Origin of the sequence: Nocardia sp. NPDC049220, assembly GCF_040647855.1 — a bacterium.
Classification (GTDB): domain Bacteria; phylum Actinomycetota; class Actinomycetes; order Mycobacteriales; family Mycobacteriaceae; genus Nocardia.
In genome coordinates this window covers 919,194-932,731 of sequence record NZ_JBEZDA010000002.1, presented here as the reverse complement: position 1 = coordinate 932,731, position 13,538 = coordinate 919,194, and the positions used below count along the sequence as shown (strand labels likewise).

At 67.4% G+C, this 13,538-nt stretch carries 13 protein-coding genes; 3 read left to right on the top strand and 10 right to left on the bottom strand.

The window, feature by feature from the left end:
- Positions 1-18 precede the first annotated feature (18 nt).
- The 8 genes from AB0C34_RS11365 to AB0C34_RS11330 form a co-directional block, all read right to left on the bottom strand.
- Positions 19-708: a response regulator transcription factor gene (locus tag AB0C34_RS11365; RefSeq protein WP_357069966.1), complete on the bottom strand. Its 690-nt coding sequence runs from the start codon at positions 706-708 to the stop codon at positions 19-21.
- The gene (locus tag AB0C34_RS11360) at positions 705-1,940 is read right to left on the bottom strand and encodes an ATP-binding protein (RefSeq protein WP_357069964.1); all 1,236 of its coding nucleotides are present in this window, start codon (positions 1,938-1,940) and stop codon (positions 705-707) included. Before AB0C34_RS11360 ends, AB0C34_RS11365 begins: the two co-directional genes overlap by 4 nt.
- A 194-nt stretch (positions 1,941-2,134) precedes the next feature.
- On the bottom strand, positions 2,135-4,186 hold the full coding sequence (locus AB0C34_RS11355) for a CocE/NonD family hydrolase (RefSeq protein ID WP_357069962.1): 2,052 nt from the start codon (positions 4,184-4,186) through the stop codon (positions 2,135-2,137).
- Positions 4,187-4,404: 218 nt separating this feature from the next.
- Positions 4,405-5,142: a phosphoglyceromutase gene (locus AB0C34_RS11350; protein WP_357069960.1), complete on the bottom strand. Its 738-nt coding sequence runs from the start codon at positions 5,140-5,142 to the stop codon at positions 4,405-4,407.
- Positions 5,143-5,321: 179 nt separating this feature from the next.
- Positions 5,322-6,215: an ROK family protein gene (locus AB0C34_RS11345; RefSeq protein ID WP_357069958.1), complete on the bottom strand. Its 894-nt coding sequence runs from the start codon at positions 6,213-6,215 to the stop codon at positions 5,322-5,324.
- A gap of 158 nt (positions 6,216-6,373) precedes the next feature.
- Positions 6,374-6,868, bottom strand: coding sequence for a YbjN domain-containing protein (locus AB0C34_RS11340; RefSeq protein ID WP_357070155.1), 495 nt, complete (start codon positions 6,866-6,868; stop codon positions 6,374-6,376).
- A 5-nt stretch (positions 6,869-6,873) separates the two neighbouring features.
- Positions 6,874-8,307 (bottom strand): D-inositol-3-phosphate glycosyltransferase, encoded by a 1,434-nt coding sequence (gene mshA / locus AB0C34_RS11335; protein WP_357069957.1) that lies wholly within the window; start codon positions 8,305-8,307, stop codon positions 6,874-6,876.
- A gap of 54 nt (positions 8,308-8,361) precedes the next feature.
- Positions 8,362-9,207, bottom strand: coding sequence for an alpha/beta hydrolase (locus tag AB0C34_RS11330; RefSeq protein ID WP_357069956.1), 846 nt, complete (start codon positions 9,205-9,207; stop codon positions 8,362-8,364).
- 71 nt (positions 9,208-9,278) lie between these two features.
- Here AB0C34_RS11330 and AB0C34_RS11325 point away from each other — a divergent pair, with 71 nt between their 5' ends.
- Both AB0C34_RS11325 and mscL read left to right on the top strand, forming a co-directional pair.
- Complete coding sequence (locus AB0C34_RS11325) at positions 9,279-10,019, top strand: SDR family NAD(P)-dependent oxidoreductase (RefSeq protein WP_357069954.1); 741 nt, start codon at positions 9,279-9,281, stop codon at positions 10,017-10,019.
- A 134-nt stretch (positions 10,020-10,153) separates the two neighbouring features.
- The gene (gene mscL, locus AB0C34_RS11320; protein WP_357070153.1) at positions 10,154-10,600 is read left to right on the top strand and encodes a large conductance mechanosensitive channel protein MscL; all 447 of its coding nucleotides are present in this window, start codon (positions 10,154-10,156) and stop codon (positions 10,598-10,600) included.
- Positions 10,601-10,602: 2 nt separating this feature from the next.
- Here the strand turns inward: mscL and AB0C34_RS11315 are convergent, their stop codons facing one another.
- Both AB0C34_RS11315 and AB0C34_RS11310 read right to left on the bottom strand, forming a co-directional pair.
- Positions 10,603-11,841, bottom strand: coding sequence for an Ig-like domain-containing protein (locus AB0C34_RS11315; RefSeq protein ID WP_357069952.1), 1,239 nt, complete (start codon positions 11,839-11,841; stop codon positions 10,603-10,605).
- 68 nt (positions 11,842-11,909) lie between these two features.
- Positions 11,910-12,950: a UDP-N-acetylmuramate dehydrogenase gene (locus AB0C34_RS11310; protein ID WP_357070151.1), complete on the bottom strand. Its 1,041-nt coding sequence runs from the start codon at positions 12,948-12,950 to the stop codon at positions 11,910-11,912.
- A gap of 78 nt (positions 12,951-13,028) precedes the next feature.
- Here AB0C34_RS11310 and AB0C34_RS11305 point away from each other — a divergent pair, with 78 nt between their 5' ends.
- Positions 13,029-13,514 carry a DUF2505 domain-containing protein gene (locus AB0C34_RS11305; RefSeq protein ID WP_357069950.1) on the top strand — a complete coding sequence of 162 codons (486 nt, stop codon included), beginning with the start codon at positions 13,029-13,031 and terminating at the stop codon, positions 13,512-13,514.
- The last annotated feature ends 24 nt before the right edge of the window (positions 13,515-13,538 follow it).

The window sequence follows — 13,538 nt, the reverse complement described above, 5'->3', positions numbered from 1 at the left end:
TCGGCTGGGCAGCGGTGCTTATGCTTCGAGTTTGTAGCCGAGGCCGCGGACGGTGACCAGGTGCTCCGGCTTGGCCGGGTCGGCTTCGATCTTCGAGCGCAGCCGCTTGACGTGCACGTCGAGTGTCTTGGTGTCGCCGACATAGTCGGCGCCCCAGACGCGATCGATCAACTGGCCACGGGTGAGCACCCGGCCCGAGTTGCGCAGCAGATATTCGAGCAGGTCGAACTCCTTGAGCGGCAGCGTGACCGGTTTGCCGTTCACCAGCACGGTGTGCCGGTCGACGTCCATCCGGACCGGACCGGCCTCCAGCACCCCGCTCTCGTTGGACCCGTCCAGTTCATCGCCCGCGCCGCGGCGGAGCACGGCGCGGATGCGCGCGATGAGTTCGCGCGCGGAATACGGCTTGGTGACGTAGTCGTCCGCGCCGAGTTCCAGGCCGACGACTTTGTCGATCTCGCTGTCGCGCGCGGTCACCATGATCACCGGCACGCCACTGCGGGTGCGCAGTTGCTTGCACACATCGGTGCCGCTCATGCCCGGCAGCATGAGATCGAGTAACACGATGTCCGCGCCGGACCGGTCGAACTCGGCGAGCGCGGACGGTCCGTCACCTACCACGGTGACCTCGAAGCCCTCCTTGCGCAGCAGGAACGCGAGCGGATCGGCCAGCGACTCTTCATCCTCGACGATCAATACACTCGTCATCTGCGTGCCTCCACACCATTCGGTCGGCCCGGACCCAAGGGATGCGGGCTGGTCTCTTTCGTGCTCACCACGGAGCCGTCGTGGTCTTCGTCCCCGTCTGCTTCGTGGTGAGCGGGTATCCGCAGCGTGAACGTCGATCCGGTGCCCAGCTTGCTCCACAAAGTGATCTCACCGTTGTGGTTGGCGGCCACATGCTTGACGATGGCCAGGCCGAGCCCGGTGCCGCCGGTGGCGCGTGAGCGCGCCTTGTCCGAGCGGAAGAACCGTTCGAACACCCGCTCCTGGTCTTCCTTGGCGATACCGATGCCGCGGTCGGTGACCGCCATCGCGACGTGTTCGCCACGCAGCGAGCGGCTGACCGACACGTGCGAACCAGCCAGCGAGTAGGCGATCGCATTCTCCACCAGATTGGACAATGCGGTGACCAGCAAGGTCTCGTCACCCAGCACCTCGAGCCCGCTGGGGCGGTCGGTGCTGACGGTGATACCCGCGGCTTCGGCGGCGGTACGCGAGCGGTCGACCGCGTGCATCACCACGGTATCGACGTCGACCACCTCCAGCTCGGGCAGCTTCTCCGCGCCTTGCAGGCGCGAGAGCGCGATGAGCTCGGTCACCATCTTGCCGAGGCGACGCGATTCGCCGAGTACGCGCCGGCCGAAGTGGCGCACGGCCTCCGGGTCGTCGGCAGATTCGAGCATTGCCTCGGCGAGCAGGCTCATCGCCCCGACCGGGGTCTTGAGTTCGTGACTGACGTTCGCCACGAAGTCGCGGCGGGTGGCCTCCATCCGAGCCTGTTCGGAATCATCGTCGGCGAACAGCACCGTGAAGGTCGTTTCCTCGCGGGACAGCTGCCTGGCCACGCCACGCACGGCGATGCGACCGCGACCGGGCACCGGATTCTTCGCGGTGAGGTCGAACTCGGTGGAATCGCCGGTGGCGAGAACCTTCTCCACCGCGGCCCACGCGCGCTCATCGAGCAAGCGGTTGCGGACCAGGCCCAGTTCCTCGGCGCGCGGGTTCACCAACACGACATCGCGGTACTCGTCGACGACGGCGATGCCACTTTCGGAGGCGAGCACGATCAAATCGAGGACCTGCGACATCGTGAGCCCGGAATCGGCCTGCCTGCGCGCGGCCTGTCTGGCGTTCACATACGGGATCAGCAGCCCGCCGACCGCCAGGCCGACGACAGCCGCGAGGACTGCCAGCAGGACGGCCTGGGGAACACTCACCCTTGAATCGTACGGTCGCCGACCGCGCAGCCGACTCCGGGTGCACGATATTTCGCGCAGGTCATAGCCCCTTCCAGCCCCGTTAGCCGCCTGTTTACGCCCCGTTCGGCGGCACTTATCCTCGGCGTCCACACCGGGCGGTCGGTCTGCGCCGCATTCGCATGCGCGGGTCGAGCACAACGCCGGACGGGTGATCACCAGCCGGGGTTTCCCCGCACCGGAACATTCACGAAACTCGGCCGGTCCAGGTCCAGTTGCACGTGCTGGGGACGCAGACCGGTGTCGATCAGCATCGGCAGAATCGGTAGGCCCTTGGGAAAGTTACCCGCGTACACGTCGACGCGCAGCCGGTGGCCCGGCTGCAGGATCGCCTCGGTGGCGGGCAGCGCGATGTCCAGCGTGGTGGCCTCGCCGGGGACCGTCGGCTGGCGGCGATCCAACGAGGTGAACGGGCGCGGGTCGGTGTAGTCACCGTTGGCGGACTTACTGCTGTTCGCGTCATCGATCGCCCGTAGCGAGGCCATGAGCTGCCCGGAGGACAGCACACCGGAGCGACCGTCCGGGGCGACATCGTTCACCGTGACCACCCAGTAGCCGTCGGCCGCGTCCTGCACGGTGTTGAGCCGCACCGCGATCCGACCGGAGAGGATGGTCGGCTCCACGACCGGGGCGCTGGTGAAGGTCAGTCCGTTGAGCTCCTGGATCCGGGAGTCCTTCGCGCAGCCGTCGATGACCGACAACACGCCCACGGCGCCCTGTGCCGCATCATTGGAGCACAGGCCGGTCAGGCCGGGAGCGACGGTCAGCCACTCGGTGTCGTCGGTGGCCTCCGCGGTGAGCGAACCGTCGTGCAGACTGTGCGCGGTGCCGCTCGGAGCGGCGGACAGGTACATCCTGCGGTGCACCGCCGCCCGCAGACCCGCCTCGTCGGCGGGCGCGGCGAACGAGTCGGTGGTGATCCAGCCGCCGCCTTGCTGGCGCAACGTGATCGGGCCGTACCGATCGATCCCGTTGTCGATGTCCTTGAGCCACCTGTCGAACCACGCGCGCTGCAGCACGTCCAGCCGCGGCGGCAGACCCGGCTTGCCGTATTCATTGCCCGAGTTGACGTGGTAGGTGTTGCCCATCAGCAGTTGTTTCTGTCCTGGGGGCAGCGGAATCTCCTGGTAGATCTTGGATTCCGAGTAGGTGAACAGATCGTGCCAGCCGCCGGTGACGAAGGTCGGTGTCCGGATTCGTCCCGGATCGCCCAGCCAGCCCTGACGCGGTGGCGAACCAGCGGTCAGCATTTCCTTGGCGCGCGGGTCCAGATCCTCGATACGCGCGGTGGTATAGACGTTGCTGAGAACGTCCATGAACGTCAAGGGATCTCGGGCGCGGTCGGCCAACCACGTGGTGTCGAACCGGCCGTTGACCACCGAGGCCAGATCCGGAATCAGCTTGAGGCCGTTGACCGCGGTCAGCCACAGCGGGATGAAGGTGAATCCGAAGCCACCACCGGGTGCGAGTACGTCATTGACCAGGTCGCTGCCCGGCACGACCGGGAAAATGGCGTGCAGTGCGGGCGGGCGCTTCTCGGCGGCCTGTACCTGATTGATCCCGGAGTAGGAGATACCGTTCATGCCGATGCGGCCGTTGGACCACGGCTGCCGCGAAGCCCAGTCGATCACCTCGACGGTGTCACGTTGCTCGCGCTGCCGAAGCATGTCCCAGACCCCCTGGGAGAAACCGGTGCCACGCACGTCGACGACCACCTGGGAGTAGCCGCTCCTGATCAACTGGCGGTCCACGGTGAAATTGCGCAGTTCACCGCCACCGAACGCCTTGGTCAGGTCGGTGACGCCGGACAGCGGGGTGCCGCTCATGTCGATCTGGCGAAACAGCTCGATCAGCGCGTCGGACAGGCCCGGGATCGACTGCGCGTGGTCGGCCAGGTTCGATACCAGTTTGGTGTAGGGGGTCAGGTTGACGACCGTCGGTGTCGGGTCGTCGATCGGGCGACCGGAACTGTCCGCGGGGCGATAGACATTGCCCTTCAGGACGGTGCCGTCACTCATCGTGATCGGGACATCCCAGCTGATGTGGATGTTGGGATACTGCTGAGCGCTGTCGTGGGTAGCCGCCCAGGCCGCGCCCGCGATCCCACCGTCGGGATCGATCGACGTCGGCGCGGCCGCGGCCGCGCCGGCCAGGAAGGGGACGAACACCGCGACGGCGACCGCCGTGGCCCGCAACGCGTGCTTCATCGAACGGGATCCACCTCTCGGCTGGGCGAACGACGGAAGTGAACCGTAGATGCCGCCGCAGGCGACTGGCGATCACCTGACCCGGCGTGTCGCACAACGCCACCGCTCGGGCGTGATCGCGGGCACCACGCTGGTAGCGGTGCCGTGCGAGGCTGACCGCGGAAACGACAACGCGCTGCGACCGAGTCGGTCGCAGCGCGTGGATGTGTGGTCGGGGTTTACTTGCCGCCCTGGCTCGCCACGGCCGCGGCACCCGCGGCGGCCGCTTCCGGATCCAGGTACTCGCGTGGACGGACCGGGCGCAGGTCCTCGTCCAGTTCGTAGCGCAGCGGGATGCCGGTGGGGATGTTCAGGCCGGCGATCTCGTTGTCGGAGATCTGGTCGAGGTGCTTGACCAGTGCGCGCAACGAGTTGCCGTGCGCGGCGACCAGGACGGTCTTGCCGGAAAGCAGGTTCGTGGAGATGGTCGACTTCCAGTACGGGACCATCCGATTCACCACGTCCAGCAGGCACTCGGTCTTCGGGACATCGATGCCGGTGTAACGCGGGTCGCCCTCCTGGCTGTACTCGTTGGCCGGGTCGATCGCCGGCGGCGGGGTGTCGTAGCTGCGGCGCCACTGCATGAACAGCTCGTCGCCGTACTTGTCCCGGATCTGCGCCTTGTTCTTGCCCTGCAACTCGCCGTAGTGGCGCTCGTTGAGCCGCCAATCGCGCACCACCGGAATCCAGTGCCTGTCCGCGGCGTCCAGCGCGATGTTCGCGGTGCTGATCGCGCGGCGCAACAGCGAGGTGTAAACGATGTCCGGCAGGATGTCGTGCTCGGCCAGCAACTCCCCGGCGCGCTTGCCCTCGGCCATGCCCTTGTCCGTAAGGTGCACATCCACCCAGCCGGTGAACAGGTTCAGGGCATTCCATTCGCTCTCGCCGTGGCGTAGCAGCACGAGGGTGTACGTCATGCCGTCATCCTCGCATGCGCGCTCAACCCGGTCGCATCGGTTCCCTGGGCACGACCTGCGCTCCGGCCGATCCCGCACCGGCGGTCACCCGGGCCGACCAGGGGTTCCCGGTCGACACGGCAGACCGATCGCTGTGTTCGTCACACACCGATCGGATCCGGTCCCGCCTACCGCCGGATTCAGTCCGCCGTGGCTGTCGTCGCGAGGACACCCGCGCCGACCAACGTCGCACCGTGCGTGATCTGGGATGGCACCACCTGCAACTGCGTCAGGTAGTCCATTCGGGCGTGCTCGGCAAGCGCCGCACGCAGCGGATGCCACAGTGGTTCACCGGATTGCGCGAAACCGCCACCGACCACCACCCGGTCGATGTCGAGCAACGCGGCAGCAGACGCGATCGCGGCGCCGAGCGCGGTGCCCGCCCGGTGCAGGGCCGCGACGGCTATCTCATCATCCGCGTTCGCGGCCGCCGACAGCTGCACGCCGGTGCTGCCCGACCAACCCTGTTCGCGCGCCCAGCGCACCGAGGACATGCCGCTGGCGACCGCCTCGACACACCCGAATCCGCCGCAAGCACAAGGCGTGTCCCAGCCCGGCACCACGATGTGCCCGACATGCCCGGCATTGCCGGTCCGCCCCAGCAGTACCGCACCGTTGGCGATGATTCCGCCGCCGATCCCCGATGACACCGTCATGGCCAGCGCATCGGAGACCCCTCGCAGCGCGCCGACGCGATGCTCGGCCAGCGCGAGGCAGGCGCCGTCGATCGCAAAGCGGAGCGTGGCGGAGGGAAACAGCTTTTGCACCGCGCCGACGATCGGGAATCCGGCTTTCCATTCGGGGATGTTCAGTGGTCGGGCGACGCCGGTCCGCACGTCCACCGGCCCGGCCGAGCCGATGCCGACCGCGGTCACCGGCGCCGAGCCCGCTACCTCGTGCAGCAGCCCACGGCAGGCGCCCCACACGTCCTCGCGCGGTACCTCGACCTGCCTTACGTCCCGTACCGCATGCCCGGCATGCACCACACCGGCCATGAACTTCGTCGCGCCGATATCCAGAGCGAGCACCGTCATGCCGCACCACCTTCGGGATCCGAGCCACGTGCGATTGCCACCCGCGGCAGTGTCGAACGCGTCGGTTCCGCTCCGGACTGCGCACAACCTTCTCGGTTCATTCGCAGATACTCGCGCATGACCGCGCAGTGTGTTCTCGGTTCATTCGCGACATTCGCTCACGGCTTGTCGGCGGAGTCCACCAGATGTTCGAAAGCGCGCAGGTTGTTCAGCGGTTCGCCGCGCGAGACACGCCACTTCCATTCCTTACGAATGGATTCCGCGAAACCGAGTTCCAACAGAACGTTGAAGTCTGCGTCGGCTGCCTCGAGTATCTGACCGAACACCCGGTCGAGCTCGTCGACGGTGACTGCGTGTGTGGCCAGGCGGCCGACGAGGTAGATATCGCCGACCCGATCCAGGGTGTAGGCCACGGCGTAGAGCCTGCGATTTCGGCGCAGCAGGAACTTGTAGACAGCTTCGAAATTCTCGTCCGGCTTGCGGCAGACGAACGATTCGATGCGTACGCCGTGCTTGCCGACGGTCAGGAGCACCGTGGTCCGGAGCTTGCGCTCGCCGGGCAGGATGACGACGAAAGTCTCAGTACTCGGGCGGGTGTACTCGATTTCCCGTTCGCGCAACATCGTATCGATGAGCTGCGCCGTCTTCTGCACCTCGGTCACCGACGTACTCCCGTCCTGCGCCGCCACAGCACCCGCGATCTGGCCTGGCTGCTCTCCCCGAGGAGCGCCGCCATCCGTTCCTCGGTCAGGCTAGCGCGGTCTTCGGACGCGTCGTGGTGTAACACGCTGTGTGCGAGACCCCCGCCGCCGAGCAGGCCGCGACCGTCGTGGAACCCGGACAGTGCCGCCGAGTAGCTGGCGAGCAGGCCGTCGGCCGTGTGCGCCCAGGAGAAGTTCGCGGCGTGTTCGACCGCGCGTACGCCCATCCGGCGCAGCCGGTCGGGGTCGTCGAGGAGGTAGCGCAAGGCGTTCGCCCAGTCCGGTGCGCGATGTCCGGAGACGAGCAGACCGGATTGCTCATGCCGCACGGCAGTGCCGAGCCCTCCGACGTCGGCGGCGAGTACCGGAGTGCCGCTGGCCTGCGCCTCGATCGCGACCAAGCCGAAGGACTCGTTGTAGCTCGGCACCGCGACCAGATCGGCGGCACGGTAGACCAGCACGAGCCGGTCCGGCGGCTGCGGTGGCAGGAAGGTGACTCGCTCGGCGATGCCCAGTTCGGCGGCCAGCTCGATCAGTGCGTCGGGACGCTCGAGCCCGCTGCCGGACGGCCCCCCGACGATCAGCACCCGCAGCGGACGTTCCGGATCAGCGCGCAGCACCTCAGCGGCAGCGCGCACCAGCACATCGGGCGCCTTCAGCGGCTGGATGCGTCCGACGAACGCGACGATCCGCTCCTCGACGGACAAACCCAGTTCCACCCGCGCGGCGACCTTGTCACCGGGGCGATAGCGAGTCAGGTCGGCGCCCGGCGGCACCACATCGATGCGATCGGCGGGGGCGCTGTAGAGCTCGACCAGCTGGCGAGCTTCGTCGGCGGTGTTGGCGACCAGCCGGTCGGACTCGGCGATCACTTGTTTCTCGCCGATCTCGCGGGTCGCGGGTTCCGGACAGTCGCCCTCGGCGAGCGCGGCGTTCTTCACCGCCGCCAATGTGTGCGCGGTGTGTACCAGCGGCACCCGCCAGCGATCTCTGGCCAGCCACCCGACCTGGCCCGACAGCCAGTAGTGCGAGTGCACCAGGTCGTAGTAGCCCGGTAGGTGCCTGGCCTCCTGGCGTAGTACCTCCGCGGTAAACGGGCACAGCTGCGTGGGCAGATCGTGTTTGTCCAGCCCCTCGAACGGACCGGCGACCACGTTGCGCACCAGAACCCCCGGCGCCGCCTCCTGGACGGGCGGGACGTTCGAGGAGGTGGCCCGCGTGAAGATCTCGACCTCGGTGCCGCGTCGGGCCAGCTGAACGGCGGTTTGCAGCACATAGACGTTCATCCCGCCCGCGTCGCCGGTCCCCGGCTGAGCGAGTGGTGAGGTGTGCACCGATAACACGGCGATACGGTTCGGCCGTCGGTCCACGCGCTGACTCACACTATCCATAGTGCACGGTGCATTGCCGGACCAAGACGCACTGCGGTACTCGAGTGAGCGCTATCACAGCGCTCGGGCGGGCCCCGATCGCAAGCTCGCGGCGAACGCGCTCACTTCGGCGACGAACCGGGATCGATCCTCGAGAAAAAGCCCATGCTGCGCGCCGTCCCAAAACGACGCGCGCGCATCCGGAACCGTCTCGGCGATATAGCGGGCGTTCTCGATCGGGATGACCGGATCAGCGGTGCCGTGCAGAACCAGCACCGGAATATCCAGGATGCGAAGCGTTTCGGTGTTGTCGACGGTCCGATAGAACAGCGCCTTGCGCACCGCGGGCGGGGTCGCCAGGCTGGCGCCGAACAATCGCTGGGCATCGACACCCTTATCCGCGCCCGGCCCCGTGTTCGCGTTGCCGAACATGCCGAATGCGCGTACGGCACGTCCGGCCCGCTCCTCGAAGACGTCGGGAATCGCCTCCTGCAGCGCGGTTCCGGCGGCCGCGCCGGGTACTCCTCGGCCGATATTCGCCATCGAACCCGAATAGACGACACCCGCGACCGCTCCGGTGCCGTAGGCGGTCAGGTAGTCCGACAGCACGATGCCGCCGTACGACCAGCCGAGCAGCACCGCACCCGACTCGATGCCCTCGGCCGTGAGCACCGCCGCCAGGTCGGCAGCCCAGTTCTTCGGGTCGTCGTAGCCCGTCGCGGGCACGTCCGAGTAACCGTGTCCGCGCAGGTCGACGGCGATCACCCGGAAACGCGCAGCCAGATCGTCCGCAGCGGCACCCCAACAACGCAGGTTCGCCGACCACCCGTGCAACAACACCAGCGGTCGGGCATCGGCCGGGCCGCTCACCCGGTAGACAATGTTCGTCCCGTCCGCACTGACCGCGTCCCGTATAGCCATGACAGTCAGGCTAGCGGCGATCCCGGCCACAGCGCCGAGACCGGCAAACACCCGGCACCTAGGATCGAATCATGAGTACTCGCACCGCCGTCGTCACCGGAGCCAGCTCGGGCATCGGAGCGGCAACTGCTCGAAAGCTGGCCGAACAGGGCTACCGCGTCTACCTCGGCGCGCGCAGGCTCGACCGCTTGCGGCAACTGGCCGACGACATCGGTGGCACCGCAGTGGAACTCGACGTCACCTCGGACGAGTCGGTGCGGGCCTTCAGCGAAGTGATCGAGCGGGCCGACGTGCTGGTCAACAACGCGGGCGGCGCCAAAGGCCTGGCCACGGTCGCCGATGCCGACCTCGACGACTGGCGTTGGATGTGGGAGACCAATGTCCTCGGCACGCTGCGCGTGACGAAGGCCCTGCTGCCCAAGTTGATCGTCTCCGGCGACGGACTGATCATCACCGTGACGTCAGTGGCCGCGTTCACCGCCTACGACAACGGCGCCGGCTACACCTCCGCGAAGCACGCCCAGGCGGTATTACACCGCACACTGCGCGGCGAACTGCTCGGCAAGCCGGTGCGTCTCACCGAAATCGCCCCGGGCGCAGTGGAGACCGAGTTCTCGCTGGTCCGCTTCGATGGCGACGCCGAGCGCGCGGCGAAGGTGTACGAGGGCATCGACCCGCTTGTCGCCCAGGACATCGCCGAGGTTATCGGCTTTGTCGCATCCCGGCCGGCGCACGTCAACCTGGACCAGATCATCATCAAGCCGCGCGACCAGGCGGACGCGGGTCGATTCGCTCGTCGCACGCAATCCTGAAGTGGTGAATACAGCGCATAGTTCTGCCACCACCGGGCGATGAACTGCCGGTCGCGGACACAGCACTGATCGGCCAGAGCCATTAGCATCCTGACGTGCCAAATGGAGTACGTCGGATGGGAGTTGGTCGGCTCATGTTCAAGGGGTTCAAAGAGTTCCTGATGCGCGGGAACGTCATCGATCTCGCGGTCGCTGTGGTGATGGGTACCGCGTTCACCGCGGTGGTCACCGCGGTGACGAAAGGAATCGTCAACCCCCTACTCGCCGTCTTCGGCAGCACCAACGAGCTGGGCCTCGGCATTCAGTTGATTCCAGGCAAACCTGCCACCTTCATCGCCATCGGCCCGATCATCACGGCGCTGGTCGACTTCGTCATGGTCGCCGCCGTCTTGTATTTCGTCTTGATCCTGCCGATGAAAACGATCACGAACCGCTTCGGCACCACCAAGGCGGCCGAGCCGACCGAAACCGAGCTGTTGATCGAGATCCGTGACCTGCTCGCCGAGCGGCACGACGCGATCCGCGCCGAGCGCGCGGCCGACCGCCGGATCGAACAGAAGCAGAACGCGGACGCCCGCTAGCGTCAGCGACCGCCCGCCGGCTGCGGCGGCACCGGGGTCGCCGACACAACGGCCGACGGCGTGCCACGCAACGCTGTCATGCTCACCCAGGTGTTCCAGTCGATAGTCCAGTCGTAGAGGTCGCCATCGGCGGCCGAAAGCGGAATCGACGTACCTGTCACTTCGACCGGGTCGCCGTAGAGCGCCGTCGGGAAGTATGTCTGCGCGTCACCGGGCGACAGATTGATGCAACCGTTGGTGACGTTCGCCGACCCCTGCGCCGACAGCGATTCCGGGTTGGCGTGGATGAATTCGCCGTTGTTCGAGATGCGTACGGCCCATCGTTCGCGAACGTCGGTGTAGAAGGGCGGATTCGACATCATGAAGTCTTGATATTTCTCGGTAACCACGTGGACGCCGGACCTGGTGACATTGCGTGGCTCGTTCCCCTCGCCATAACTGACCGCGAAATCGAACACCGCCTGTCCGTCCCGAACCACCCGCATGCGATGGCTCGGGGCGTCCGCCCGCACGATCTGGCTGCGGCCGATACGGAAGTCCGAGGTCAGATCGGAGTAGCCGTAGTTGCCCGCACCCAACTCGAGTCCATAGAGCTGCGCCGCGACATGCACAGTGGTGCCCGGCGCCCAGTAGCTCTTCGGCCGCCAGTGCAGCCGGGAACCATTGTCGTCCGGGAACCAGGCCCACCCGCCCTCGGTGGGCGGGTCGGTGATGATCGTGACGGCTTTCTCCACCGCGGCCTTGTTCCGCACCGAGGACCTGAACTGCAGGATGATCGGCGCCGCGATGCCGACCTCCTGGTTGTCGGCGATGTTGAGGGTCGCGGGCACCGTGTTCTTCGGCGCGAGCGTGTGGAACGAGCCGTCGATCGGGATGGGCTTGCCGTCGGTGCCGACGGCGGTGCCCGACCAGGTGTAGGTGGCGTCGTAACCGAGCGGCTCGGTGATCGTGTAACCGCGCCTGTCCGGCGCGAGTGCGCCGCTGACCTGCTTGCCCGCGGCGTTGGTCAGCGCGATCTGGTCGATCGTGCCATCACTGATCGTCACCGAGACCGGCGCGGTCGGGTTGACGTTCTCGGCGTTGTCGGCGGGCGCCAACGTCGCCTCGGCGACCGGACCCGCACTGCGCGCCGACGCACCAGAGCCGCGATCGATCGTGCATCCGGCTACCAGCGCGGCGACGGCGAGCAGCGCGGTCGCCACCGCGGCAACCGGTCTGCGGATCGGTGGACGGTTGCTCACTTATTCGAATCTACGCGTGGTATCGGGCCGGATCGGCTCCTGACGCATGTGGCGTAGGTTTCATCCGGCTACAGCGTGATGCCAACGGTGATCGGTTCCGGCTCCAGCCGGATGCCGAATCGCGCGGCGACCCCGTCGCGCACTGTCCTGGCCAGGGCCACCAGGTCGGCGGCGCTGGCGGCGCCGCGGTTGGTCAGCGCCAAGGTGTGTTTCGTCGACAGCCGGGCGGCGGCCTCGGCGCCGGGATAGCCCTTGCCGAAACCGGCTCGCTCGATCAGCCAACCCGCCGAGAACTTGACCCCGTCCGGCGCCGGGTAAGTCGGCACCGTCACGTCACCCACATGCGCGACGATCGCGGCCTGTACCTGTGCCACCTGGTCCGCGGCGACCACCGGGTTGGTGAAGAACGAGCCCGCACTCCAAGTGTCGTGGTCGGCTGCGTCGAGCACCATGCCCTTCCCCGCGCGCAGTCGCAATACTGCCTCGCGCACCCGCGCCGCGGGCACGGACTCCCCCTCGGCGGCGCCGAGCCCGCCCGCGAGTTCGCCATAGCGCAGCGGCACGCTCGATCCGTCTGTGCGCAGCGCGAATTCGACTTCGAGCAGCACGGCGTCGTCACGGTGTTTCAGCACGCTGGTCCGATAGCCGAAACCGAGTTCCTCCGGCCCCACCCACCGGATCTCGCCGCTCACCCGATCCAGCAGGCGCGCCCGCCGCAGCAGCTGTGCGACCTCGGCTCCATAGGCGCCGACATTCTGCACCGGCGTCGCACCCGCCGAACCGGGAATACCGGACAGACACTCCAGTCCGCCGAGCCCCGCGGCGACCGTCGCACGGACAACGTCGTCCCAGTTCGCGCCGGCTTCCGCGACCACCCGGCCCGCGCCGATCTCGACTCCCGTCGTGGCGATCCGGACCACGACGCCGTCGAATCCATCGTCGCCGATCAGCAGATTGGATCCGCCCGCGAGCAACAGCACCGGGACGCCCGCCGCGTCCAATGCGCGTACCGTCGCGACCAGCGCTTCGGTCGTCGCGCAGTCGGCGACCGTCGCGGGCCCACCCACTCGCAAGGTCGTCAGCTCCGCGAGCCGCACCGAGGTGCGCAGCCGCGCACCGGTATCGGCGAGGAGATCAGACGGCACCACCCGTGAAGTTCGCACAGCCAGACGGTAGCGTGTCCGACCATGGCTACACCGCTGGCGTACACGGCCCGCTACACGCATTCTCTCGCCGCCGTACGCGCGGCCCTCGCGAATGACCAGTTCTGGAAGGACCGCATCGCGGAGGTCGGTGGCCCCAATGCCCGACTCGAGTCGATCACCGTCAGCGGTGATCAGGTGGACGTCGACATGGTGCAGGCGATCGCCGCCGAACTGTTGCCCGCCGCGATCACCGCGGTGCGTCCCGGCGACCTGATCATTCCACGCGTAGAGCGCTGGACCGGCGATTCGGCCACCTTCGAAGCGCGTGTCGACGGCGCGCCCGCCGAGGTGCACGGGACCATCACACTGGCGGCAGACGGCTCCGGCGCCACCGCCACGACCAGCGGCACCATCGAGGTGAAGATCCCGCTGTTCGGCGGCAAGATCGAGAGCGCGATCGCCGAGCACCTCACCGAACTGCTGAAGAACGAGGAAGAGTTCACCAACAAGTGGCTCGCGGCACACTGATTTGTCGTCGGTGCGGGGGCCGCC

Excerpts from the sequence above, each read along its gene's own strand:
- AB0C34_RS11365 (WP_357069966.1), bottom strand. The coding sequence starts at position 708 with ATGACGAGTGTATTGATCGTCGAGGATGAAGAGTCGCTGGCCGATCCG.
- AB0C34_RS11355 (WP_357069962.1), bottom strand. The coding sequence starts at position 4,186 with ATGAAGCACGCGTTGCGGGCCACGGCGGTCGCCGTCGCGGTGTTCGTC.
- AB0C34_RS11350 (WP_357069960.1), bottom strand. The coding sequence starts at position 5,142 with ATGACGTACACCCTCGTGCTGCTACGCCACGGCGAGAGCGAATGGAAT.
- AB0C34_RS11345 (WP_357069958.1), bottom strand. The coding sequence starts at position 6,215 with ATGACGGTGCTCGCTCTGGATATCGGCGCGACGAAGTTCATGGCCGGT.
- mshA (WP_357069957.1), bottom strand. The coding sequence starts at position 8,307 with ATGGATAGTGTGAGTCAGCGCGTGGACCGACGGCCGAACCGTATCGCC.
- AB0C34_RS11330 (WP_357069956.1), bottom strand. The coding sequence starts at position 9,207 with ATGGCTATACGGGACGCGGTCAGTGCGGACGGGACGAACATTGTCTAC.
- AB0C34_RS11325 (WP_357069954.1), top strand. The coding sequence starts at position 9,279 with ATGAGTACTCGCACCGCCGTCGTCACCGGAGCCAGCTCGGGCATCGGA.
- mscL (WP_357070153.1), top strand. The coding sequence starts at position 10,154 with ATGTTCAAGGGGTTCAAAGAGTTCCTGATGCGCGGGAACGTCATCGAT.
- AB0C34_RS11305 (WP_357069950.1), top strand. The coding sequence starts at position 13,029 with ATGGCTACACCGCTGGCGTACACGGCCCGCTACACGCATTCTCTCGCC.